The organism is Acinetobacter sp. BY419, assembly GCF_019038395.1.
In the GTDB taxonomy this organism is placed as follows: Bacteria; Pseudomonadota; Gammaproteobacteria; order Pseudomonadales; family Moraxellaceae; genus Acinetobacter.
In genome coordinates this window covers 26,323-51,980 of the sequence record NZ_JAGFXZ010000012.1, presented here as the reverse complement: position 1 = coordinate 51,980, position 25,658 = coordinate 26,323, and the positions used below count along the sequence as shown (strand labels likewise).

The 25,658-nt window shown below is 42.3% G+C and carries 21 protein-coding genes, 2 tRNA genes and 1 pseudogene; 14 read left to right on the top strand and 10 right to left on the bottom strand.

What is annotated here, in order from left to right; genetic code table 11:
• The first annotated feature begins 2 nt into the window (after positions 1-2).
• The gene (gene trpD, locus KUG37_RS06545; RefSeq protein ID WP_216936175.1) at positions 3-1,049 is read left to right on the top strand and encodes an anthranilate phosphoribosyltransferase; all 1,047 of its coding nucleotides are present in this window, start codon (positions 3-5) and stop codon (positions 1,047-1,049) included.
• A gap of 20 nt (positions 1,050-1,069) precedes the next feature.
• On the top strand, positions 1,070-1,876 hold the full coding sequence (gene trpC / locus KUG37_RS06540) for an indole-3-glycerol phosphate synthase TrpC (protein WP_216936173.1): 807 nt from the start codon (positions 1,070-1,072) through the stop codon (positions 1,874-1,876).
• Between the two features lie 269 nt (positions 1,877-2,145).
• On the opposite strand, the pseudogene KUG37_RS06535 reads toward trpC, so the two are convergent.
• Positions 2,146-2,574, bottom strand: a pseudogene (locus KUG37_RS06535) (GFA family protein).
• A 253-nt stretch (positions 2,575-2,827) separates the two neighbouring features.
• On the opposite strand from KUG37_RS06535, the gene KUG37_RS06530 reads away from it, so the two are divergent.
• From KUG37_RS06530 to KUG37_RS06515, 4 genes are all read left to right on the top strand, one after another.
• Positions 2,828-3,511 (top strand): Smr/MutS family protein, encoded by a 684-nt coding sequence (locus tag KUG37_RS06530; protein WP_216936170.1) that lies wholly within the window; start codon positions 2,828-2,830, stop codon positions 3,509-3,511.
• 93 nt (positions 3,512-3,604) lie between these two features.
• Positions 3,605-4,153: a GTP cyclohydrolase I FolE gene (gene folE, locus KUG37_RS06525; RefSeq protein WP_216936293.1), complete on the top strand. Its 549-nt coding sequence runs from the start codon at positions 3,605-3,607 to the stop codon at positions 4,151-4,153.
• A 333-nt stretch (positions 4,154-4,486) separates the two neighbouring features.
• The gene (locus KUG37_RS06520) at positions 4,487-4,924 is read left to right on the top strand and encodes a hypothetical protein (protein ID WP_216936168.1); all 438 of its coding nucleotides are present in this window, start codon (positions 4,487-4,489) and stop codon (positions 4,922-4,924) included.
• 116 nt (positions 4,925-5,040) lie between these two features.
• Positions 5,041-5,598, top strand: coding sequence for a DUF4385 domain-containing protein (locus tag KUG37_RS06515; protein ID WP_216936166.1), 558 nt, complete (start codon positions 5,041-5,043; stop codon positions 5,596-5,598).
• Between the two features lie 14 nt (positions 5,599-5,612).
• Here the strand turns inward: KUG37_RS06515 and KUG37_RS06510 are convergent, their stop codons facing one another.
• The 5 genes from KUG37_RS06510 to hemE all read right to left on the bottom strand — a co-directional run bounded on the left by KUG37_RS06510 (position 5,613) and on the right by hemE (position 11,655).
• Positions 5,613-7,010 carry a diguanylate cyclase gene (locus KUG37_RS06510; RefSeq protein ID WP_216936163.1) on the bottom strand — a complete coding sequence of 466 codons (1,398 nt, stop codon included), beginning with the start codon at positions 7,008-7,010 and terminating at the stop codon, positions 5,613-5,615.
• A gap of 182 nt (positions 7,011-7,192) precedes the next feature.
• A complete protein-coding gene (locus KUG37_RS06505) occupies positions 7,193-9,079 on the bottom strand; it encodes a DUF4105 domain-containing protein (RefSeq protein ID WP_216936161.1) in 1,887 nt (628 codons plus the stop codon).
• A 77-nt stretch (positions 9,080-9,156) separates the two neighbouring features.
• The gene (locus KUG37_RS06500) at positions 9,157-9,627 is read right to left on the bottom strand and encodes a DUF3015 family protein (RefSeq protein ID WP_216936159.1); all 471 of its coding nucleotides are present in this window, start codon (positions 9,625-9,627) and stop codon (positions 9,157-9,159) included.
• Between the two features lie 143 nt (positions 9,628-9,770).
• Positions 9,771-10,574, bottom strand: a complete 804-nt coding sequence (locus KUG37_RS06495; protein WP_216936158.1) for a DUF817 family protein — start codon at positions 10,572-10,574, stop codon at positions 9,771-9,773.
• Positions 10,575-10,584: 10 nt separating this feature from the next.
• Positions 10,585-11,655, bottom strand: coding sequence for a uroporphyrinogen decarboxylase (gene hemE, locus KUG37_RS06490; protein ID WP_216936156.1), 1,071 nt, complete (start codon positions 11,653-11,655; stop codon positions 10,585-10,587).
• Positions 11,656-11,859: 204 nt separating this feature from the next.
• On the opposite strand from hemE, the gene KUG37_RS06485 reads away from it, so the two are divergent.
• The 3 genes from KUG37_RS06485 (at position 11,860) to KUG37_RS06475 (ending at position 15,255) form a co-directional block, all read left to right on the top strand.
• A complete protein-coding gene (locus KUG37_RS06485) occupies positions 11,860-13,074 on the top strand; it encodes a L,D-transpeptidase (protein WP_216936154.1) in 1,215 nt (404 codons plus the stop codon).
• A 180-nt stretch (positions 13,075-13,254) separates the two neighbouring features.
• The gene (locus tag KUG37_RS06480) at positions 13,255-13,953 is read left to right on the top strand and encodes a pirin-like bicupin family protein (RefSeq protein ID WP_216936152.1); all 699 of its coding nucleotides are present in this window, start codon (positions 13,255-13,257) and stop codon (positions 13,951-13,953) included.
• A 330-nt stretch (positions 13,954-14,283) separates the two neighbouring features.
• A complete protein-coding gene (locus KUG37_RS06475) occupies positions 14,284-15,255 on the top strand; it encodes a class I SAM-dependent methyltransferase (protein WP_216936579.1) in 972 nt (323 codons plus the stop codon).
• 128 nt (positions 15,256-15,383) lie between these two features.
• On the opposite strand, the gene KUG37_RS06470 is transcribed toward KUG37_RS06475, so the two are convergent.
• The 3 genes from KUG37_RS06470 to KUG37_RS06460 all read right to left on the bottom strand — a co-directional run bounded on the left by KUG37_RS06470 (position 15,384) and on the right by KUG37_RS06460 (position 18,092).
• Positions 15,384-15,474, bottom strand: a tRNA-Ser gene (locus KUG37_RS06470).
• Positions 15,475-15,561: 87 nt separating this feature from the next.
• Positions 15,562-17,598, bottom strand: a complete 2,037-nt coding sequence (locus KUG37_RS06465) for an NADPH-dependent 2,4-dienoyl-CoA reductase (protein WP_216936580.1) — start codon at positions 17,596-17,598, stop codon at positions 15,562-15,564.
• A 140-nt stretch (positions 17,599-17,738) separates the two neighbouring features.
• Positions 17,739-18,092: a hypothetical protein gene (locus KUG37_RS06460; protein ID WP_216936581.1), complete on the bottom strand. Its 354-nt coding sequence runs from the start codon at positions 18,090-18,092 to the stop codon at positions 17,739-17,741.
• 248 nt (positions 18,093-18,340) lie between these two features.
• On the opposite strand from KUG37_RS06460, the gene argG reads away from it, so the two are divergent.
• Positions 18,341-19,681, top strand: coding sequence for an argininosuccinate synthase (gene argG / locus KUG37_RS06455; protein ID WP_216936582.1), 1,341 nt, complete (start codon positions 18,341-18,343; stop codon positions 19,679-19,681).
• Between the two features lie 70 nt (positions 19,682-19,751).
• Here the strand turns inward: argG and KUG37_RS06450 are convergent, their stop codons facing one another.
• A complete protein-coding gene (locus KUG37_RS06450; protein WP_216936583.1) occupies positions 19,752-21,023 on the bottom strand; it encodes a GGDEF domain-containing protein in 1,272 nt (423 codons plus the stop codon).
• 152 nt (positions 21,024-21,175) lie between these two features.
• Here KUG37_RS06450 and pyrC point away from each other — a divergent pair, with 152 nt between their 5' ends.
• The 4 genes from pyrC to KUG37_RS06430 all read left to right on the top strand — a co-directional run bounded on the left by pyrC (position 21,176) and on the right by KUG37_RS06430 (position 25,633).
• Positions 21,176-22,210 (top strand): dihydroorotase, encoded by a 1,035-nt coding sequence (gene pyrC / locus KUG37_RS06445; protein WP_216936584.1) that lies wholly within the window; start codon positions 21,176-21,178, stop codon positions 22,208-22,210.
• A complete protein-coding gene (gene rnt, locus KUG37_RS06440) occupies positions 22,195-22,854 on the top strand; it encodes a ribonuclease T (protein ID WP_216936585.1) in 660 nt (219 codons plus the stop codon). Before pyrC ends, rnt begins: the two co-directional genes overlap by 16 nt.
• Positions 22,855-22,874: 20 nt before the next feature.
• Positions 22,875-22,950 (top strand) — tRNA-Glu (locus tag KUG37_RS06435).
• Between the two features lie 163 nt (positions 22,951-23,113).
• Entirely contained in the window at positions 23,114-25,633 is a 2,520-nt protein-coding gene (locus tag KUG37_RS06430) for a TonB-dependent siderophore receptor (protein WP_216936586.1), read from the top strand.
• The last annotated feature ends 25 nt before the right edge of the window (positions 25,634-25,658 follow it).

Genomic DNA, 25,658 nt, shown 5'->3' with positions numbered 1-25,658 from the left:
TTATGAATATTCAACAAGCTTTAAACAATATTACTAAAAACATTCACCTGACTCAGGATCAAATGCAAGACGTGATGCGTGCCATCATGTCAGGTGAAGCAACCGATGCCCAGATTGGTGCCCTATTGATGGGTTTACGCCTTAAAGGCGAAAGCATTGATGAAATTACCGCAGCCGCACGGGTCATGCGTGAACTTGCCACTAAAATTGATGTCAGCGATATTCCGTATTTAGTGGACATCGTGGGTACAGGCGGTGATGGTCAAAACCTGTTTAATGTCTCTACAGCTTCTGCATTTGTGATTGCGGCAGCAGGCGCTACCATTGCTAAACATGGCAACCGTGGTGTTTCAACCAAATCAGGTTCGTCAGATTTACTGGAACAGGCCGGGATTAATCTTGATCTGAATATGCAGCAAACTGAGCGTTGTATCCGTGATGTCGGTGTCGGTTTCCTGTTCGCACCGAATCATCATAAAGCCATGAAATATGCAATCGGCCCACGTAAAGAGTTAGGGATTCGCAGCATTTTCAATTTACTTGGCCCGCTTACGAATCCGGCCGGAGTAAATCGTTTAGTCATTGGCGTATTTTCCAATGAACTGTGCCGTCCGATTGCAGAAGTCATGAAACAGCTCGGTGCCGAACATGTGATGGTAGTGCATTCACGTGATGGTTTGGATGAAATCAGCATTGCTTCATCTACCTATGTGGCTGAACTGAAAAATGGCGAAGTGACTGAATGGGAAATTACGCCTGAATCGGTAGACATCCAGTCGCAAACCTTGACCGGTTTAATTGTGCAAGATTCGGCACAGAGCTTGGCATTAATCAAGGATGCACTGGGCAAGAAAAAATCAGAGATCGGTGACAAAGCCGCCAATATGATTGCCCTGAATGCCGGTGCCGGTATTTATGTGTCGGGTTTAACCAGCAGCTACAAACATGGTGTCGCGCTTGCACATGATATTATTTATGGCGGTCAGGCACTTGAGAAAATGAGTGTACTGTCTGAATTTACCAAAACCATCAAACAGTACGAAGCTTAATTCAGTCAGGGATTTTGATCATGGTAGATATCGCAAATACAATTTTAGGCAAAATTGTTGACCGTAAAACAGAAGAATTTGCCCGACGTTTAAAGCAGAAAAGTTATAAAGATCTGGAAGAACTCGCACAAGGTGCATCACCCGTGCGTGGTTTCGCCCAGTCTTTGATCTCGAAACGTCCCGGTGTTATTGCTGAAATCAAGAAAGCTTCACCATCTAAAGGGATTATTCGCGCGAATTTTAACCCTGCGGAAATTGCGGCACAGTATCAGGATGCAGGCGCAGCCTGTTTATCCGTCCTAACCGATGTGAACTTTTTCCAAGGTGCAGATGAAAACATTCAGATTGCCCGTTCACATTGTGACCTGCCTGCGCTGCGCAAAGACTTTCTGATCGACCCTTATGGGGTTATCGAAGCGCGTGCTTTAGATGCAGATTGTATTTTATTGATTGTGGCATGCCTGTCTGATCAGCAGCTGGAAGAAATGTCGAAAACTGCCTTCGAGCACAATTTAGACGTTCTGGTTGAAGTACATGATGAAGCTGAACTTGAACGTGCGCTGAAACTCTCAGATCGCTGCCTGCTGGGTGTGAATAACCGTAATTTAAAAACCTTTGATGTCGATTTAAACACCTCACTACGTTTGAAAAAATTACTTGATCCTTCACGCTTACTGGTCACTGAAAGCGGAATCGCAACGCCTGCCGATGTTGCCATGATGCAGGAACATGACATTCATGCCTTCCTGGTCGGTGAAAGCTTTATGAAACAGCCACGTCCTGATCATGCTTTCCGTGACCTGTTTGGTGAGCCTGAAGCGGTTTAAAATGTAAATTCTCACCTAAGCATTAAAAAAGCCCAATCTCAGAATTGGGCTTTTTAATTTTATTCAGCAAAGTTTCACAAGCAGATAAACTCAAATTACATTGCAATTGTTTTAAGCAGAACTAAAGAGAGTGGAAATAAAACAGGCGAAGATTGACAAAGTACTGCCTCGAAACGAGCCCCTGCACTTTGAGCCTGTGCTCTAAAATATAATCTTGTACTTTCATATATCCATATGACCTATACATTTTCTATACCTGAAAGCTAAGTCTACTGATCAAAACAGTATTTTAATTTTTCAAACTCTGGCACCCCGGTATAGCTTTTATCTACCTTGATTTCATCCGCCCACTCTATTTTAGAGCTCAGGCAAAAATTCAATTTCTTTAGAATCCTAGGTCTCGCATCTAATAACCCTAAAGGAATCCATATAAATGCAGTGGTGCCTACTTGATTGGGTACGGGGGAGCCTCAGCACTAGCAAAAATGAGAGCTAAATCCAGTATCTTTCCGATAATATAAAATAAAGGACGATCCAGCAGTCCATTCAAAATTCTGAATATTCACTAAAGTCGCTGCATTGGCGGCTGTCCCGCTCTGTTTTCGACATAAACTGCAGTGACAGTGATACGTGCTATGAATCTCTGTATTCACCCTAAACTTTACTTCGTCACACCAACAACTGCCGGAATAATTCATCTTTTATTTCTAGGTATCATGTTGTTATATTTAAGAAGATATTCTCTGTAGAGGCAATCGTTTAACCTATAAAATTAAAAAATCAATGAATAGCTTTCTATCATTGATAGATAATTGGCTCAATGGTGATACATGAGTCCGGGATTGAAAGCTGGAATTTTACGATGGATGTCCATGAATGCATTTCATTTCTCCTTTATCTATTTTCAGACTATAATTCTTTTAAATTCCGCACCTCCCTTGTTTTTACATTATGAGTAAACACGATTCTTCATTATCTAAAGATCAGTACAACCTGCTGAAATCTTTTAAGAAGCAAATTACACAGCCGCATACCTCTGCGGTCGTTGCTGCACCTGTTGAAAAGACTGTCGAGCAAGAGGCTTTAGAAGAACTCGAATTATTCCGCAAACAAATGCAGAGCGTGCAAAAAATTGAATCAGGAAATACGGTTCAACTGGACAAGCCACGCAAGAAAAAGCCGGATGCACACGTTCTGGCAAAGCGTGCAGCGGCCACCGGTCCGATGGAAACCGATACAATGGCATTATCGGATACTCAGGCCATGCTTAATCCTGTCGGGAGTCAGGCCAACTTGAGCTATCGCATTGCCACCTTGCAGCATAAAGTATTTGAAGACTTAAAAGCCGGTAACTTGCGCTGGTTTGAAGCTGTCGATCTGCATGGCTGTACCGTGGAAGAAGCGCGTCAAGCGGTGCTGCAGATTATTCAAATCGCCAAAGACGAAAACCAGAACGTGATTAAGATCGTGCATGGTAAAGGCCCGGAAGCAGTTTTAAAAACCTATGTCAACGGCTGGCTGCGTCAACATCGTGATGTTTTGGCATTTGTCAGCGCACCTGAAAAACAGGGTGGTACCGGTGCGGTATTGGTTCTGCTTAAACGTGCAGAAAAGAATCCAAAGTTCAAACAGTAGACGGTTTTAGCCTCAAAACAAGGCATTGTAAAAGTTTTCTGCTACAATGCCGTCCTTGTTCATTCTCAGTTTAAGTGAATACGTCATATGACTATGCAGCAATCCTACGCAAACATTCTTACTGCCGTTGGCGAAGATCTAAGTCGCCCTGGTCTCCAAGATACGCCTGTGCGCGCTGCGAAAGCATTTTCATATTTAACCTCGGGTTATAGCCAGACACTTGAAGAAGTAACCAACAAAGCGGTCTTCCCTTCTGACAACCGTGAAATGGTACTGGTCAAAAACATCGAATTTTATTCGCTCTGCGAACATCATTTATTGCCATTTTATGGTCGTGTACATGTTGCCTATTTGCCGGAAGGTCATGTTTTAGGCTTGTCCAAATTTGCCCGCATTACTGAGATGTTTGCGCGCCGCTTGCAAATTCAGGAAAATCTGACCCAGCAAATTGCAGAAGCCGTTGCCGAAATCACCAAAGCACGTGGTGTCGCCGTGGTCATTGACTCTGCACATATGTGCATGATGATGCGTGGTGTCGGTAAACAGGAATCAACCACACGGACGGTGTCTTTTATTGGGGATTTTAAAACCGATAAAGAAACACGTCGTGAATTTTTAAGTGCAGTTCCAGAAAGCTACTAAGCCTTAAAAAATCAATACATAAAACCCCGATCATTCGGGGTTTTTTAATTTCCGGTTCTTATGTTTATAAAGCTTAAAATATTTGAATATATTAAATTTATATGGCCTAAACCTGACCGAGAAATAGATGGACTGAATAGATAACTGGGTAAATTTGCATTACTTATACTCGAAGCTAAACAAGGTCTGCTTGTCTTTGCAACAAGCCTACATTTAGATACACGATAAAATTTCAATCCTGTCACTCTCCCTTTAGAGTGAATTGAAGTTGATATACAGCAACACGCTTTATATCTTTCTAATTGATTTTTAATGATGATAAGGAAAGTAACCATGGCGAATAGCAAAAACAACCAGGCGAAAGACAGCAAAAAATCAGCAAAAACCATAAAAAAGACTCAGGATGAAAAGCTGAAAAAATCCACCAAGAGCAGTGACAAAGACAGTGATCGCAAAGTCAGCAAAAAGGCTGAAAGCAGTAAATCTAAAGCGGCATCTTCTAAAAAAGAGAATGCCAGCAAAGATGAAAAAGTGAAAGCGAAGAAAAGCGCAAGTTCAAAAGCCAGCGATAAAGCGAAAGACCAAAAAACGTCTTCCGCGAAAAAACCGGCCAAAGCAAAAAGTAGTAACAAGAGCAAAGATGACGACACAAAAGTGAAAAAGTCTTCTTCGAAAAAATCAGCACCTGCCAAGAAGCAGTCTAGTACATCCTCTAAGAGCAAGTCGACCAAGGCTAAAGCTTCAAAAACCAGTTCTAAAAAGTCTAAGTAAAATTAAAGCCCCGTGACCGGGGCTTTTCAGAATCTTGATATTTAATTTTTAAATATTTTTATGTTTTCATTGAATTATTTATTGAGTGACATTCAATATAAGAGAAAGGCCTCACTATGAGCTTATCCGCCAAAAAGCCGCCACCAAAGCGTCAGTCACGTGTGGTATCAAATAGTTTTGATTATTCTCTGGACTTTGAAAAGATTAATTTTCGCAAACGGCCAGAGTTGTATCGGATTGGGCGTGGCGAACAAGGCGTGTTGCTGGTTGAGCCTTATAAATCAGAAATTCTGCCACACTGGCGTTTTGCCGATGAAGAAAAAGCTCAAGCCAGCAGTGACAAGATTTATCAGCTTTTCTTGGAATATTTAAAACAAGAGGATTTTGTCGGTGCGGACATGGCACGCAAGTTTTTACAGATGGGCTATACCCGTGCCCGACGTTATGCCAACCATAAAGGTGGCAAAAAATACGATGGGCCGGTTCCAGACGACAAAAAAGGCTTAAGCGGTGCGCATGGCCGTTCAGAACTACCCCGTAGTCACGAAGATCCGGTCAAGGCTGCGGCTGCCAAAATTTTTAAACAGAAATGGGATGAAGCTAAAAATCATCCCGACTATATACAGCAAAAGGAAAATTTTCAGGAGTTTATCCAGCAACACATTGCCGGATGATAACTATTTTCGAGCTAGACTGATAGTTGCTGTCCGGCAGGATTTAAAGGCTGCTGTGCCACATACACCCGGTTACGGCCAGTATTTTTCGCCATATACAGTGCCGCATCTGCCGCATCCAAAAATCGCTGATAATCCGGATGTCCATCATAGAGCGCGCATCCAATACTGATTGTAATTTTAAACTGCTGTCCTTGCGCCGTGCTAATCATGCCATTTTCAACATATTTACGAATACTTTCAGCAATATTCAGGGCACGTTGCTCATCCGTATCGACCAGCAATAATAAGAATTCTTCACCACCGACCCGAAAAGCATAGTCACTACCCTGACTGTATTTTTGCAGCGCTTCAGAAATAAATTTTAGCGCCAGATCACCTGTCGCATGCCCAAATTTGTCATTTATGCTTTTAAAGAAATCGGCATCAATCGCAAGTAAAGACAAGGGAGTATGGTTCTTGCGGGAAAAGGTAATTTCACGTGAAATCACCGTATTTAAATAACGGCGATTTAATAGCTGGGTCAATGAATCATTACCAGATTCAATATATTCTGCGACCTGGAATAACTGGTCGACCAGCAATTGGATCTCACGATTTAAGTCACGGATTTGTTGAATCAGTCCCAGAACATTATTTTTATCAGTGCAGTCCATCATGGCCTGATTAAGTTCATCGACCTGATAAATCCGCTCAATAATTAAATCGACCTGATCTGAACCGGTAAAAGCATAAGATGCTTTATGGATAAACCATAAACCGAATTCGGACTTGGACAGCATCGGATGATTCAGTTTTTCATGCTCGGAAAAGACCTTGAACATCAGCTCATTTTCCCAGTCCAGCAATGAGCTGCGCTGTTTATCTTTTTGAACTGCCACATCCTGCATCGCTGAAAAAACACGATAGCTGTGTTTGATTTCCTGATTCATGGCTGTTTTGGCCTCATAAGAGCGACACATAATTTCTGTAGCAAACCCCATGATTTGTATAATATAACTACAGGTGGTAAGCATGTTTGGCTGGGGGTTTAGACTCAGCAATTCAAACATTTTACGTTCGATTTCGCGAATACCCCGCATGATCAGCCACGATGGAATTCCCACGCGCGCATGCACATGTCCAACGATATTTTGTTTTTGTACCGCTTCGATATAGCGTTTATTGATTGCTACACTAAAACTTTCTAACAGCCACTGGTTTAAAGTATCGCGTAAGCGCTGCTGGATCAGATCATCAGTAAAATACTGTGATGCTTCTGCTTCGAGCAGCATATTTTTATAAAACTCTTCGACCAGCACCAGCGAATGATCTTGAATAAACTGGAAAGCATGTAATAGGTTATCTGATGAATAATTCTGACAGATATGCTTCCACTGCTCGGCCAGCATTGCCATGCATTCATTATTCATACAACCCATTCCCCAATACACTGTAATTTGCACTAATATTATGTGATAAATATAGCAAAATTAAGGGGATTTAACTTAAATATCGATAAGATTATTTTAATGCTGCTTATCGATTACCCAGACGTAAAGCTTCATGAACAGGTCATTGAAATACTGATATTTATTTTAGTCCTGAACCCTATTTAGAAATAACGGATCAGCCCCAGACTCCATTGATCCCAGTCTTTAGCGTGTTGCTGCTGATACTCCCACGACAAGCGAATCGCATTTTGTGGAGTAAAAGCATATTGAAATTGGGTATTCAGCTTCAGATGCCAGCTATGCGAATCTTCCCAATAAGGAAGCTCTACTTGTACCAGGCTATTGATCTGATCATTCCAGATATTCTGGCAACCTATAGTAGGACCGAGACCCACACGCCACCCCTGATCGAGTGCTTTAGCTACCTGAACCTGACTTTGCATTTGTGCATAACACAGATGTTCACGGCTCGCATTTGCCACACTATAACCCACTTGGGTTTTTAGACTGGCGACGCCATGTTGTTTATTTTCACTAAACTGACCATGCGCATCTAGTGCTTCCTGTTTCCAGCCCAGATTAAAGCCCCAGGATAATGGGGTATTAAACGGATTCACCGGGTTATAGGAATTGACGGTAAATAGATCCAAATGTTCCAGTTTGAGTTCACTGTCACGATATTGCAAGCCACCATCCAGAAACAGCAGCTGTGTGCCAGTACGAAAACCGCCTTGCGGATCAATCAAGTCATGATAGGCTTGCCGATGCCCAAGCTGGACAAAGGATTCACCTTGAACCTGTCCGGCCTGAATACTGATATTGCGTGCATGATGGCTTTGTACCGGATCTATTTTTGGACGTTCCGGTGCTTTACGCTGTTTCTCGATATTCAGCTGACTTCTTAAGCCCAATAACGTGCGGAAACGTGGCTGGGAAAATGATTCATCTACTTTTTGTCTGAGAAAATCCAGATATAAATGATCATAGGCCATTTCCAGAATTTTAGCCTGATCCTCTGCAGGATAAGCTTGCAAAATTGAAGACATGGTATCTGTCTCTGCATAAGCCAGCTGATGTGCAGTCTTTGCCAGGACTTTGCCATGCTGTCTGGACTGGGCCAGCAATTGAGTTTCGAGAGCCGGACGATAAACTTTCTGTTTGATCAAACCCTGCTGTTCTACCACTTTCAGCGTTTCAATCGGAATCGCGGCTGACTTAAACTGTTGCTGTAAATTCAACTCAGGGCGTACCAGATCAAATAACCCAAGTAAACGATATGCACAATTATCATTGATAAAATAGTAAGGAAAACTGACCTGTTGCATTTCCCAAAGATGCTGTACCAGAAATCTAGTCTCTTGCGGACTTAAATTTAATTCGTATTCCCATAAATCGCGGCTTTCAAAGTCACCATATTCTTTTACTTTGCGGTAATACGGCATCAGTGAGTATTCACCCGGATATTGCCCGGTCAGTCCTTTCCAGGCAAATGACCAGTTGTCATTGCCATCGACGGTTGCTGCATAGTTGACTGCATAAGAAATCAGATTGAGTTGTTGCTGATCTTTAGGATCCAGCCGTAATAAGGTATGTCCGAACATCGAGCTGGGATTGCCCATAAAATCCGTGGCATAAATCAGGGTCGCCTGATAGGGCTTAACCTCGCCTATCCATTTATCCAAATCTGGACAACTGACCGCAGGCAATTGTTGCTCCGAGATATTCAATTGCTGCATTAACCAGCTGCTTCGTGCCGGGAACTTACAGCGGACGGACTGATTTGCTTCTGCAGTCGAGAATAAGGCCTGAATATTATGCTGTATTTCTTTTTTTAAATTCGTGTTTCCCTGTTCTGCCAGAAAATAACCTGAGTAGGTTACCTCACTGTGTCCCTCTGCAGTGGCATACATAAGCCGTTGCCAGGTGGTGCTCTGATGCAAACGCTTAGTTTCGGCCTGATCTAGATAATGCTGGATGTCTGGATTAATTTCGCTGGCAAGACTTAAAGGGCTGAATGCGAGACCCAGCAGAAAGAACGCATATTTCATTCAGTTAACTTATTCTCATTAATTTCTTTTATTCATAAGAAAACCCTGCCAGGACAGCAGGGTTTTCAGAGTGCGGATCAGACGTAAGATTTTAAGACGTCATCTTTGGCCATAACCGTTTGTAATGAGCTTAGAACTTGAAGCGTATTCTGGTTGTGCTCAGAATAGATTTCAGAGAAATTCTGCTTGGAAACGCTAAAGAAACGAGCTTTATCTTCAGATTTAATATTCAAAAGTTCAGCCAGTACATTCAGGCTTTCACCCTCACCGACTGCCATATCACGCGCCAGTGCTTCAGCATTTTCATTGGTAAAGGTCACCACTTGAGCAGTTACAGTACCGCCCTGGTTACAACCCAAAGTACCAAAAGTGATCCCGAGCCACTGATTCGTGAAAAGAACGTTGGTGGTCCCTGCTAAAAGTTTAGGAATAATACCAGACTGACCTGCCCATACCTGACTCCCGACACCACAGCCGACATCTTGGTCAGCCATTGCCATACCTGAACCAGTCGCCAAAACTGCCGCCAGCATAATTTTTTTTAACATATTTATTCTCCAATTATTCTCATGCAATCTTTGTTATTACGCTTATTATGTAATTTAAATTACATACTCAGCAGAGTAGCGATAAGTCAAGTTTGGTGCAATCGAAAAAATACATGCTTTACATAAACATAACCTGAATAATTTTACTGTTGTTTGAGCGTCCAATTGCCTTGTGAATTACGCTGTCCCAAGATTTTTAACACCAAGACCAGACTCAGCAATAACAACAGATACCAAGACCCGAGTTTGCCCCATCCCACCATATGCCACTGTTCAATCTGGCTTGGGTAGAGCCAGATCTGGTAAAAGGTACTGATGTTCTCGGCAATCCAGATAATAAATGCCAAAACCAACAATACTGGCAACATCGGCAACTGAAAAGTATGTCGATTGAGCTGAAAGCGAATTTTGGTTTTCCAGAACATCACTACGCTCCAGATAAATAGAATCAGGCGATAGTCGGGCATAAAAAACTTGCTCATGAAGTTGATATAAGACAAGACTGCCAGGGCCAGCATATGGCTAAAACGTGGCAATTTTTCAAATGACACCTGAAATAAACGCAAGGAACGCGCAAAAAAACTGCCGACCGCAGAATACATAAAACCGGCAAATAAAGGCACGGTCATAATTTTAAATACTGCGGGTTGTGGGTAATACCAGGAAGCAATTGCCGGATGGGTCAGGAAGATTTCCATCACCATGGCCATAACATGAAACAGCGCAATGACTTTGGCTTCTGCCCAGGATTCCAGTTTGGTATAGAGCAGTACCACCTGAATCAACAAGGCAAAAAACAACAGATAGTCATAGCGGTAAAAACCAAAAAAACGATCGCTGCCCATGGAAGCTGTCAGTGCAAAAGCGAGCAGGAGTAAAATCCCAAATAAGGCAGCCGAAGCTGCCTTATAAGTAAATTCAAACCCTGATTTGAATAGATCGATCAAGGTTTACATCCTAAAGATATTTGGCACTATACTCATGTACGGTATCAATGAATGCCTTTGGATTGGCCGGATCGACCCACTGGGTAATACCATGTCCCAGATTGGCCACATAACCGGTTTTTTCACCATTGGCATAGGCATCATCCAGCATGGCTTTGGTCGCTTTAATGATGGTTTCTGATGAACCATATAAAGTTGCAGGGTCCAGGTTACCCTGTAGTGCTGCACGACCTGCTACCGTTTGACGCGCAACCTGTAATGACGTGGTCCAATCCAGACCAAAGGCATCCGCACCAGTTGTAATCATCGGTTCCAACCACTGACCACCGCCTTTGGTAAACAGAATCACCGGAATCTTGCGACCATCTTTCTCACGTTGCAGACCAGCGATAATCTTCTTCATATAGTTCAGCGAGAACTCGATATATTCACGATGTGCTAATGCCCCACCCCAACTATCAAAGATCTGTACCGCTTGCGCACCTGCATCAATCTGCGCATTCAAATATTCAGTGACTGCATCAGCCAGACGATCCAGTAAAGCATGCAAAACTTCAGGCTGCGCATACATCATCTGTTTGGTAAAACGGAAATCTTTGCTTGAACCGCCTTCGACCATATACGTTGCCAACGTCCATGGACTGCCCGAGAAGCCAATTAGAGGAACCTGGCCGCCCAAGGCTGAACGAATGGTCGAAACTGCATTCATCACATAATCCAGATCTGATTTGGCATTAAATGCAGGCAGATTCGCGACATCCTGCTCGGTACGGATGGTCTTGTGAAATTTCGGACCTTCACCGGCTTCAAAATACAGTCCCAATCCCAGAGCATCGGGAACCGTCAAGATATCTGAGAATAAAATCGCGGCATCCAGATCATAACGGCGCAAAGGCTGTAAGGTCACTTCACAGGCCAGTTCAGTATTCTTGCAAAGTGAAAGGAAATCTCCTGCCTTGGCACGCGTTTCACGGTACTCAGGCAAATAACGGCCAGCCTGACGCATCATCCATACTGGTGTAGCATCTACAGGCTCACGCAACAATGCGCGCAGAAAACGATCATTTTTTAAGGTCGTCATTCACATTCCCATCTTTCTTTGACATTGTCGACATCATAGCAAAAAGGCTACAGTTTTAATAACTTCTGGCGACTTTAAAAATCGATTATGTGAAGTGGTCGAATGTGATCAATTACACAAAACAACTACTGCATCTCCACATTTTTTCTGTAATACTTATAGTGTTTTTTCACATAGTTAAGAAATATTTTAAGGTTGAGTTACATGTTCGTTCGCACAATGCTCGCTGTGAGTCTAGGTTGCATTTTCGCAGGTACTGTTTTCGCTGCGTCTACTGCTGAACAACCATTAAACCCCCAAGTAGCGACTGATGTTTCAGTACAGGATCCGATTGATCCTTTAGCGACTGAAGCTTCGGCAGCTCAGGCTGAAACCAGAATTACTGCCCAAGAACAACAAGACCTGAATAAAGCTTCTGATGCTCTGAATGTACTACAAAATACTGAAGACCAGACAGCTGATATTGGCGCGGCTCCAACGAGCAAGACTCCAACCAGCTCTGCTGCAGCCAAAGCTTCCTGGACCTTAGAGGGTCTCAATAATGCGGACTGGTATGAAAATATCGGTAAAGGTCAATTTCCTGTATATGCACGTGCGCATGTCATGCTGAATAATGCCCATGCTTCTCCAGGTGCAATTGATGGTACGAGCGGTAAAAATACCCTTAAAGCGATTGCGTCTTTCCAGCAAATGAATGGCATCAAGCCTACTGGAACACTGACTAAAGAAACTTGGGATGCCTTAGTAGCAAAACAAGGTTCCAAGCCTGCCTTTATTGAGTACACCATTACTGAGGATGACCTTAAAGGTCCGTATGCCCAGTCTATTCCGCGTGATTACGCCTTACAGGCTAAGATGAAAGGCCTGTATTACACCCGTGTATCTGAAATGTTGGGCGAAAAGTTCCATATGGATGAAGACTTTTTGAAAAAGTTAAATCCGAAAGCGACTTTTAAAAAAGTCGGGGAAAAACTGATTGTTGCCAATATCCGCAACGAAGTTCCTGAAGACATCCATTTAATTGTGGCGCATAAAGGTGCCAAGCAGTTGTATTTATTTAATAACCGTAACCAGATGATCGGCTCTTTCCCTGCCACTATTGGTAGTTCGGATACTCCATCTCCTACTGGTACTTATAAAGTGACTGGAGTAGCCCCAAACCCATGGTATAGCTACTCCCCAAGCAACTTTGTTCAGGGCAATAACAAGAAACCGTTATCTTTACCACCCGGTCCAAATGGTCCGGTCGGTAATATCTGGATTGGTTTAAGTAAAAAATCCTTTGGTATTCACGGTACGCCAAACCCGTCTGCAATTTCTAAAACTGCATCGCATGGCTGTATCCGTCTAACCAACTGGGATGCCAATGATTTAGGCCGTAAAGTGAAATCTGGTGTAACTGTCCGTTTCCTGGAATGATGACCGGTCTACCGATTTAAATAAAATAGCCTGCTTTTGAGCGGGCTTTTTTATTCCTGACTTTTTGCTTTAAGCTGTGTCGTTGCAAAAATGCAATGATCTGTCGCCTATTTGAGATTTTTTCAGTTTTAAAACGACAGTATGATGATCTCAAGTTCAAAATAATATCGAGATTAAATCATGAAAGCTTTTCTACATCCGAGCGAAAATCGTGGTCATGTAAAAATGGGCTGGCTGGACTCTAAACACAGCTTCTCATTTGGTAACTGGTATAACCCGAAGTACATGGGTGTCAGTGCCTTACGCGTGATTAATGATGATTTAATCGATGGACATCAGGGTTTTGGAGCACACCCACATGACAATATGGAAATTCTGACCTGTGTGCTGAAAGGAACCATTACCCATCAGGACAGCATGGGCAATCATGGCGGAATCTCTGCGGGTGAATGGCAGCTGATGAGCGCCGGAACAGGGGTTCGCCACAGTGAAATGAACCAGAGCAATGAACAGGTTCACTTACTGCAAATCTGGATTATTCCTAATGAACACGATGCCAAGCCGAACTATCAGCAAATTCATCTTGATCCCCATGAGCAGCCGAATCAGTGGCATTTGATTTGTGGTCCGAATGATAATGCTCCGATGCATATTCGTCAGAATGCCGAAGTCAAAACGGCGGTGATTCAGCAAGGTCAAAGTCTGGAAGTGAAAGCAACCCAGCATATTAATTATGTACATGTTGTTTCTGGCACTGTCCAGATCGCAGAGCATAGAGTTGAGGCGGGTGGTGCAATTGCTTTTCTGGATGATTCCGAAATTAAAGCAAGCGAAGATGCGCAAGTAATCTGGTTTGATTTACCTGAAGTACCAAGCTAAGCTTTTAAAGTTCTCAGCTCTGATGGCTATTGATCACTTCGACCAATAGCCATTTTTATATATAATTAATAGAAATAAATATTTTTTAAATAAAAATAAGACTTTAATTATTATCAAATGATGCATTTCATCTATATAAATCTAACCAATTCTCATCATATATTTACTTAATTGCATCATTTTTTAGGTGAATATAAGTTGATATGTTTCCACAGAATCAAGCGCCGTAAGACTTTTATCAATCATGGCTTATCTGAGAGTTATCTTTTGCAAATACAAGGATGAATTGACCTTGTCATGTCGGTTAAATAAATAGAAGAGTATATCTGTATGAACCAAATTTTAGAGATTCAAAGCAGTCAGCAGCAAGCTTTGCTTTATTTATTAGCCTTTTTAAAACGACAAGATTATCAATTTACAACGATTACCCCTCTTTCTCACCAGCGAATTCTGGATCGAAAAAGTAACGAAGCTCATAAAGAAAAAACTCTTCAGGATATATTTGGGTGGAATTTAAGCTTCAAAAAAACTGATCTTGACCCTGTTCTTTTTGCATTGTTGCAAGAACATCAACTTCTAAGAATTCAGAAAGATCAATACTGGAGTCAAGTCCGGGTTTCTTCACTCGATGGTGAACTCTTTATTCATTCTGCTTTTCCGACCACCCAGCAGGATGCAGTATTTTTTGGCCCCGATACTTATCGTTTTGTCTATCATCTCAAGCAATATCTAGCCGCTCAGCCTCGCCCTTTCAAACGGGCGGTGGAAATATGCTGTGGTACTTCAGCAGCAGCCATCAGCATTGCCAGACAGTTTCCAGATAATAATGAAATCATGGTTGCTGATCTGAATCCTAAAGCTTTGCTCTATAGCCAGATCAATATCAGTTTTGCCGGCTTAAACCATCTTCATCCAATTCAGAGTAATTTATTTTCCAGTCTTGAAGGCCAATTTGACCTCATTTTTGCCAATCCGCCGTATTTGATTGATCCCGAACAACGTCAATACCGGCATGGCGGCAATGAACTGGATGGTAGTGAATTATCATTCAGGATTATCAAAGAAGGTGTACAGCGGCTAAATTCTGGTGGACGTTTATTTCTGTATACAGGTGTGACCGTGACTGAGCATGGCAATCTGTTTTTACAGCAGCTTAGAAATTTGATGAAACAGCATCCAAATCTAATCTGGTCCTATGAGGAAATTGACCCGGATATTTTTGGTGAAGAACTGGAACAGCCTGCTTACCAACACGTGGAAAGAATTGCTTTGGCTCTGATCAAGATTGAAGTATGCGATTGAAGAATATCTATCTATAAATTATCGACTTTTTGAATGTCGACATTCTTCGTCACCCGTTATTTTAAATTGTTCTATTAAAATCATAAGCAATAAAAAACCCCAATCTTTCAACTGGGGTTTTTAAAATTTGGCGGAAGCGGTGAGATTCGAACTCACGGAGGGGTATAAGCCCTCGTCGGTTTTCAAGACCGGTGCATTAAACCGCTCTGCCACGCTTCCATGTGCGCAATAATACGGAGCTTTTATCCAACTGACAAGTGAAAATTACAGTGAATGCAACCAACTGCATATAGTTTCATCAAATCTCTACAATCTGGCTGCCAATTCAGCTCCTTCACGAATAGCGCGTTTGGCATCCAGTTCAGCAGCCAGTTTTGCACCGCCAATAATATGATATTGCGCCAAGGTATTTTCCCCGGCAAGTGGCATCAAATCTTTTACCGACTCCTGGCCTGCGCACACCACAATGGTATCCACACGCAATAATTGAGCATGACCATCTACTTCAATCCATAAGCCTTCATCCGTGACAGACTTATATTGCACACCGCGCAACATACGCACTGCATGTTTTTTCAACTGCGCGCGATGTACCCAGCCTGAAGTCTTGCCTAAGCCTGCCCCCACTGCTGTCGTTTTACGTTGTAATAAATAAATTTCACGTACAGGCGGATCGATTTGTGCGACTTGTAGCCCACCTTCAGTCACATAATCCGGTTGAGAATCCACACCCCATTCACGCTTCCACTCATCCACAGGTAGCGGCTGTACCTGATGTGGCGGCTTTAACAAAAACTCGGACACATCGAAACCAATACCACCTGCGCCAATGACCGCAACACGATTACCTACTGGCGCACCGCGTAGTACTTCAGCATAAGACAAGACTTGTGGTGCCTGACTGCCCTCGATATTCAGGGCACGTGGCACAACCCCTGTGGCCACAATCACCTCATCAAAACCTTCACGCTCCAACTGCTCATGATTGACTCGGGTATTTAGACGCAGATCAACTCCGGTTTTTTCCAGCTGAACCTTAAAATAACGAATAGTTTCGTGAAATTCCTCTTTCCCTGGAATGACCCTAGCCAGATTGAACTGTCCACCCACTTCATGACTGGCCTCAAATAGCGTTACATCGTGCCCGCGACTGGCTGCGACTGTGGCAGCAGACAGACCTGCAACGCCACCACCGACTACTGCAATACTTTTTGGTTTTTTGGTTTTGACATAGACCAGTTCGGTTTCATAACCGGCACGCGGATTGACCAGACAAGTTGCCCGCTGGTTTTTAAAGGTATGATCCAGGCAAGCCTGATTACAGGCGATACAGGTATTGATTTCATCCACACGATTGGTCGCAGTTTTATTGACCCAGAAAGCATCTGCCAAGAATGGACGTGCCATTTGCACCATATCTGCCTGACCGGAAGCCAGAATTTCTTCAGCGGTGTCTGGCATATTGATCCGGTTGGACGCAATCACCGGCACCGAAACATGTTTTTTGACTTCAGCGGTATAATCGACAAAAGCTGCACGCGGTACAGAAGTCACAATGGTAGGAATACGCGCTTCATGCCAGCCAATACCGGTATTAAGTAAAGTGATCCCGGCCTTTTCCAAAGCTTTAGCCACGGTAATCACTTCCTGCATGGTATTACCATCATGTACCAAATCGAGAAGCGACAAACGGAAACAGATGATAAATTTTTCGCCAATTTCTTCGCGAATGGCTTTGACAATTTCTACGGCAAAACGCATCCGGTTTTCGATTGGGCCACCCCAACGGTCGGTACGCTGATTGACATGACGGCTTAAAAACTGATTTAGCAAATAGCCTTCAGAACCCATGATTTCTACGCCATCATAGCCGGCCTTTTTAGCAATGCTGGCAGTTTTCACATAATCCTGAATCGTATTCAGAATCTGCTTATCTGACATTTCACGGGGTTTAAAAGGAGAAATCGGCGATTTGATCGGACTGGCCGAGACTACAAAAGGCTGATAGCCATAACGTCCGGCATGCAGAATTTGTAAAAGAATTTTAGCACCATGTTTATGAACTGCATGGGTAACTAATCGATGCGGCGCAATGTCCCCCAATGTATTCATGGTACCGCCCGCCGGTAACAACCAGCCTTGACGGTTTGGCGATATTCCACCGGTAATCAGCAGACCTACACCACCCTTTGCACGTTCACCAAAATACGCAGCCAGTTTGGGATAATTATAGAACCGGTCTTCCAGGCCAGTATGCATCGACCCCATCACCACCCGGTTTTTAATGGTGGTAAACCCCAAATGCAGTGGCTTTAAAATGTTGGCATAGCGCGTCGTAGTCATAACGAATCCCTGATTATATTTGGCTGAACAAGTCATTCCCTTACTTTAACTGATTTTCAGAGGCTTTTTATGACCCGGAGTTCAGCATTTTCAGGCACAAACATCAATCTTCAAAATCGGTTCGCTTTATGTGTGACGGATTAGTTCTGCCATTGCCGGGCACTGGATTTCCATAATGCAATCATGCCCAATACTGTACCAATTGGAAAACTCAGTAGCATCAGGATTGCCATAATTCTGGATAAAGTCCTTCCTGAACCATTACCCTGCTTGACCTTGATACTGGCCTGTATATTAAAAAACATCAGTAGGCCTAAAAGCAGCAGTACCCCACCTAAACTCAGCATAGAAACACTGGATTGCTGATATTCAAGATATAAAAATAGTACTGTACTAAAACCAATCAGGCCGGCATAAATCCCATGCAACAGTGCCAGCGTTTCATTCTTGGTTTTAGGATTTAAATTAGGTATTGGTGGGATATGCGTTTCCATAGGTTTATTCCTGTTTTATCTGATTTTTTAACTTTATTCGGCTGAATATAGAGAATTTTTACTTTTTTAGCAGAATTCTGATCAAAATCGTGCGATTTATGATTATTTAAGCCTATTGAATACAGATTTTAAAACGAGTTTTTCTTTTCTAAAGCAAACCTAAATAAATTAATGATACAATTGATACAATATGTATTTTTTCAGGCCACCAATTCTGGCGTGCCTATTTCATATCATTAGGATGAACAATGTCTGATAATGCAACTATCTTGCAGAATGTCCCAGTAGGTAAAAAAGTTGGTATTGCCTTCTCTGGTGGTCTAGATACTTCTGCTGCTCTTTTGTGGATGAAACAAAAAGGCGCTGAACCTTATGCTTACACAGCGAACTTGGGTCAGCCAGACGAAGACGATTACGATGCAATTCCAAAAAAAGCTGAAGCTTATGGCGCAGTAAAAGCACGTTTAATCGACTGCCGTTTACAGCTTGCATTAGAAGGTATTGCTGCAATTCAATGTGGCGCGTTCCACATTTCAACTGGCGGTGTTCCTTACTTCAATACGACTCCTCTTGGTCGTGCAGTAACAGGTACGATGCTTGTCACTGCCATGAAAGAAGATGACGTGAATATCTGGGGTGACGGCTCGACCTATAAAGGGAACGATATTGAACGTTTCTACCGTTATGGCTTGTTGACCAATCCCGCGCTTAAAATCTATAAGCCTTGGTTAGACCAAACCTTTATCGATGAGCTTGGTGGCCGTGCAGAAATGTCACAGTTCCTGATCGACAACGGTTTTGACTATAAAATGTCAAAAGAGAAAGCCTACTCAACAGATTCAAACATGTTAGGTGCGACTCACGAAGCCAAGGATCTTGAATACCTGAATGCAGGCATCAAAATCGTTGACCCAATCATGGGCGTGGCTTTCTGGAAAGATGACGTAGAAGTTAAAGCTGAAGAAGTATCGATTACTTTTGAAGAAGGTTTCCCTGTTGCCATCAACGGTCAACGTATCGAAGATCCAGTTGAATTCATTCTTGAAGCAAACCGTATCGGTGGCCGTCATGGTCTAGGTATGTCGGATCAAATTGAAAACCGCATCATCGAAGCAAAATCTCGTGGTATTTACGAAGCTCCGGGTATGGCTCTTCTTCATATTGCTTACGAACGTCTTGTGACGGGTATTCATAACGAAGACACCATCGAACAATATCGTATCAACGGTTTACGTTTAGGTCGTCTGCTTTACCAAGGTCGCTGGTTCGATTCTCAAGCGCTTATGCTTCGTGAAACAGCACAGCGCTGGGTTGCTAAAGCAGTCACCGGTACTGTAACTTTAGAACTTCGTCGTGGTAATGATTATACGATCATGAACACTGAATCTCCTAACCTCACGTATGAAGCTGAGCGTTTGACCATGGAGAAAGGTGATTCTATGTTCTCTCCGATGGATCGTATCGGTCAGTTGACCATGCGTAACTTGGACATCACGGATACTCGCGCGAAACTCGGCATCTATACAGAAACCGGTTTACTTGCAGTCGGTACAGCATCTGCCGTGCCACAACTTAAAGACAAAAACTAAGTTTTGTTTTAAGTCAAAAAACCGCTCTTGATGAGCGGTTTTTTTTAGTTCTTATTGATGCTTGGGGCATTTAACCATTTGTAATATCTGAATTGACTGAGCGAAGGGCTTGATAATAAATCTGATTGCGTCCAAGCTGCTTGGCACGATAGAGCGCCTGATCTGCAATTCCCAATAATGCATCCTTATCAATATCTGTTTCACCGCGATAGACAGTAATGCCTAAACTGATGGTGATGTGTTTCGCAACTGAAGATTTTTCATGGGGAATTTCCAGACGCTCAATCGCCTTAAAGATATTTGAAGCCACGGCATAAGCACCATGGGCATCTGTTTCAGGCAGCAACACCACAAACTCTTCCCCGCCATAGCGCGCAACAAAGTCCATATGACGGATGGCATTCTTGATGGTTTCGGCAATGGTTGAAATAACATCATCACCTTTCTGATGTCCATAAAAATCATTGTAATTTTTAAAGAAATCCACATCGATAAACAGAATGGACAATGCCGTTTCCTCACGACGTGCACGTTCAAAATGGACTTGCAGCGTTTCATCAAAGGTTCTTCGATTCGAAATCTTGGTCAGTTCATCATACTGACTTAAATGTAATAATTCAGTGGTATGAATACGCTGGATTTGCTCACTGATTCTAGCGCGTATGCTGTACAGAAAAATCACACGTTCACGCGCGAAAATCATATGACTAATCACATAACCCAGTAAGCAACTCCCGATCAGGATTCTTCCAAAAACTAGCGGGCTAAATTCTATCGACATGATTGACAATATAATAATGGTGGTTGCAGCAGCGACCATTCCAGTTACCAGCATCTGTACAGGCTTGATGCCGGTCAGAATATAACCCAGAATATAAATAATGGTGACAATCGCCATCGACTGATGCTGTAAAGCTGGAGTTTGAATCGACATGGTAAGACATGAAATCGAAACCAGCATCCAAAAAACCAGCAGTGTTGATACCTGTGGGAAAAACCGTTTGATTTTGGGTACACAGGAAAACATATAAAAGATGGTTAATGACACGCAGCCATTAATCAGCCCCAGCATAGACAGCACAAAATCGTGTACAAAATATTCTTTACTGATAATCCAGTAATCTGTAGGAATCATCACCACTAAAAAAATGAAATAAGTTAATACGCCACCCCAAACATATTTTTCAACATGTTTGCGGGCACGTTCCAGATTTTTTGTCCAGAATTCTTGTTCCAGATTTTGAGGGAAGACCGGGCCTACACGTTGACTTTGCCGTGTAATCAGTTTTTCTATGTCTTCTTTATTATCTTGCAATTTCGCTAGACTGTACTTGTATTCCATTGCCAAGTATTTATGTAATTTTTTTAGTAATTTTAAAATAACATACTTTTTGAAATTAATTTATAGATATCCCTTATTTTGTAGCCCTTTCTCGTTACCATTTTTGGCATAGATGGATTATCATTTGTTTTATTTGTTCGACTGAATTTGCCTTGAATACGATTACGATTCTCCAGCCAGATGATTGGCACGTTCACCTGCGTGATGGTTTAGCACTTCAACGTACCGTTCCTGATTTAGCCAGACAGTTTTCTCGCGCAATTTGCATGCCGAATCTGGTGCCACCCGTTAAAACCGTTGAAGAGGCCAATGCCTATCGTGAACGCATCATGGCGCATGTGCCTGAAGGGATAAATTTCGACCCGCGTATGGTACTGTATTTCACAGACAACACACCGGCAAGTGAAGTCAAAAAAATCAAAGAATCTGCGCATGTCAATGCCATCAAGCTCTATCCTGCGGGTGCGACCACTAACTCTGACAGTGGTGTGAGCGACATGAGCAAAGTTTATGGCGTAATTGAACAGCTGGAAGAACATCAGGTACCTTTATTGCTACATGGTGAAGTAACGCATAATCATGTCGATATTTTTGACCGTGAAAAGCGCTTTCTGGATGAAGTACTGGCACCGTTACTCAGACAGTTTCCAAAGCTGAAGCTGGTGCTAGAACACATTACTACCAGCGAAGCGGCAAACTTTGTGCTTGAGCAGGACCGTAATGTCGCTGCCACCATTACTCCGCAACATTTATTGTTCAACCGCAATGACATGCTGGTGGGTGGCATCAAGCCACATTTCTACTGCTTGCCGATTTTAAAACGTCAAACCCATCAGCAAACCTTGCTAGAAGTGGCGACCAGTGGCAACCCTAAATTTTTCCTGGGGACAGACAGCGCACCGCATTCAAAAAATGCAAAAGAAAATGCGTGTGGCTGTGCAGGATGTTATAGTGCGCCGACTGCCATTGAGCTGTATGCTCAGGCATTTGATCAAGTGAGTAAAATTGAACGCCTGGAAGGTTTTGCCAGCCACTTTGGTGCAGACTTCTATGGCCTGCCACGTAATACCAGTACCATTACCCTGGTTAAAGAAGATCAAGTAATTCCTGAAAGTTTAGACTATCTGGATGGTGAACAGATTATTCCGCTATATGCGGGTAAAACCATCCAATGGAGAAAAGTGTGACAAATGAAACGCTCCCAATCATTGGTCAACGTTTTCGTGGATTCTTACCTGTAGTTGTCGATGTCGAGACTGCAGGTTTTAATGCGCAGACTGATGCATTGCTGGAAATTGCGGCTATTCCGATTGTTTACAATGAAGATGGCCAGTTTGTGCCGGGTCAAGCTTACCATGCACATATCAATCCTTTTGAAGGTGCCAATCTCGATCGCCGCTCACTGGAATTCATTGGAATTGATCCTTCGAATCCAATGCGGATCGCCATGGCTGAAGATGAAAAAACGGCATTAAAGCGTATTTTTAAATCGGTCAATGAAGTGCGTCGTCAGCAAAACTGTACTCATGCGGTTTTAGTGGGTCACAATGCACATTTCGATTTAGGTTTTTTACAGGCAGCGATTGCACGTACTGGCACCAAAAACCAGAACCCGTTCCATAGTTTTTCTGTCTTCGATACAGTGACTTTGAGTGCGGTGATGTTTGGTCAAACAGTACTGGCAAAATCATGTATCCAGGCTGGGATTGAGTTTGATGGCAAAGAAGCCCACTCTGCATTATATGATACGCAGAAGACAGCTGAACTGTTTTGCTATATTTTAAACAAACTCGCACCTTACCTGCTTGACACTCTGGTGGCGGATCAATAAGATACCGCCATCTTCTAAACGTCCCTATCGTCTAGAGGCCTAGGACATAGCCCTTTCACGGCGGTAACCGGGGTTCGAATCCCCGTAGGGACGCCATCTTTTTTCTCCTCTTCTTCATATTTTCTCTCTCATCGTTTAAGCCGCTTAATTCTTGTACACCTGTAAATTAATTGATGGAAATAATTCTCATTACTATTGATTGATACACTCAAGTTAATGATAATCGCTTTCATTATCTTTTACAGATTCAACTCTTCTCATGCGTTTTGCTTATTCAACACTTTCTATTGCGGTTTTGACTGCATTGAATTCAGCCGTTTTTGCTGAAAACCCTGATAAACCAGAACAAGTTAAATCGGAAGCTTCAATCAAATTATCTACCATTGTGGTTGAAGCTAAAGCAGAAAATGAAGTTGGAAAAACCGTTTACAACAAAGAAGACTTGCAAAAGACGCCGAATAGCTCAAAAAATATAACTGACTTTTTAAAGATAAATCCGAATGTGCAATTCAGTCAGGCACAGTTTGCAGCAGCTAAACAAGGAGAAATAAAACCAGCAGAAATTTCAATTAATGGCGCACAGACTTTTCAAAATAATTTCATTATTAATGGAATATCCAATAATTTATTAATCAATCCTGCCGATTCAGATTCAAATACGTATCAAGGATTTGGTACAGGCTCACAAGCTATGGCACTCAATACTGACCTGCTTTGTGAACTTGAAGTTTTAGATAGCAATGTGTCTGCTTCATACGGTCAATTTACTGGTGGAGTCATTAATGCCAAAACATGTGCCCCAAACACTGAAATTGGTAAACTACATGGCTCTATTAATTATGACTACACTGAAAACAATTGGGCTCGTTATAATGCAATTAGCCCTAAAGAAGAAGAATTATTTGAGGAACCTAGTGAGGCTCATCAAAAGGAATATACCAAGCAAGGCTTAAGCACAAATATATACGGAAAACTCTCTGAAAAATGGGGATTTAATAGCTACGCATCACAACGCAGTTCTATTATTCCTGTCTTAAGTGGTTTCGAAAGTCCGAGGAAAATTGACCAAGAGCGTAATAACACAAATTTGGGATCTACTTTCTTTTATAATCCAACTGATACTATTCAAGCAAAATTTGGTTTTGACTATGGATTACTTGATAGTCTTAGCTATACAGAAGGTCGCCAACATTCTGACAGTATAATTCAAACCAAAACGAAAACGCTTTTTTCAGAACTTGAACACCGAGTGGGTTCTACAACTTTGATCCATAAGTTAGCTTACCAAAATTCAGACAGCTCACGTGAAAGCAGTAAAAACTATGGCTTGATCTGGCACCATGCTGAAGGCAGCAAAGATTGGACTAATTCAAGTACAGTCAGCGAAGGCACCACACTGGGTAACTTAGAACAAAATCAAGCTGCTGTTACTTATGGTCTCACTGCTATATTCGATCATTTTAATATTGGGACTACGCAGCATCAAGTGACTGTAGGAACTGGCTACAATCACGCTAAAGTGGACTGGAACCGTTCTTCAAATGTTTATATCTCAAATTCTACAGCCTCCAATTTAAAAAATTTGGGTAGTGCCAGCTGTCTTGTAGATGACCCTTTCTGTGATGAAAAAACCACTCTACAAGGATGGACAGGTCAATATTTTGCAAATGCCTCAATATATAAAGGCGGCACTTTTTCTGCTCAGCAGGACAATTTCCATCTCTTTGCTGAAGACAAAATACAATGGAATAACATGACTGCACGCTTAGGTTTACGTGCTGATTATGATTCTTTAAGTAGCAACCTAAATATTGCACCAAGAAGCTCGATCTCTTATCGACCATTTAGTAATGAAAAGTTGCAACTCTTAGCAGGGTGGAATCGATATTATGGCCAACAAACCTTAGGTACAGAGCTGAATGATGGGATTGGCGAGTTGATGTATAAAATGACCCGCCAACACCCTCAAGCGCCATGGATCGAAACCCCAAGTCTCAACTCCTCCAGTACCCGCCGTTCTGAACTTGATACACCGTTTAGCGATGAAACCGTTCTAGGAGTTAACGGTCAAATTCAAAATTGGGATTTGGGGCTAAAATGGGTTAACCGTAAGTATCGTGACGAAATTTCTCGTACACGCACAGATATCCCGAGAGATGGTTTTAAATATTCTTATGAATATAGTAATGCTGGTAAAGGTGAAGCAGATATTTATACTTTCACGATGAAAAATCACCAACCATTACAATTGGGAAATAGTCATCATTTTATCGCACTGGGTTTCGATTATAGCGACATTTTCCGTAGCTACACAGATTATAGTGATGAGTATAATCCTGCCAATCAGGATCGCTTAGTTTCCTATGGTGGTAAAATTATTCATTGGGCTGATCGCCCTGCCCCAAACTTTAATCAGCCTTGGACTGCCCGAATAAACTGGGACATCGGCTTTGCTTCAACGCCTCTAAAGATATCAAATTTCTTTAGCTATAAAGATAGCTACAATGACATGATTCTAAATGGCAAAACCGAGTACAATGACCAAAAAATTGATGTTTACCAAGCCTCTGAAATCAGACCCAAATTTACTTGGGATACGCGTACCACATATGATTGGAAAGTATCTAAGGAACTGAATGCGATCTTCGGTCTAACAATTAACAATGTGACCAACCGTGTCAATACTTATGTTACAGGCGCATCAACATCATCCTCTACACCACGAGTTATGACCGAAATCGGCCGTCAATTTATCGCAGATGTTACTTTTAAATTCTAAACCTTTGATTAGAGCATTCCGGTGC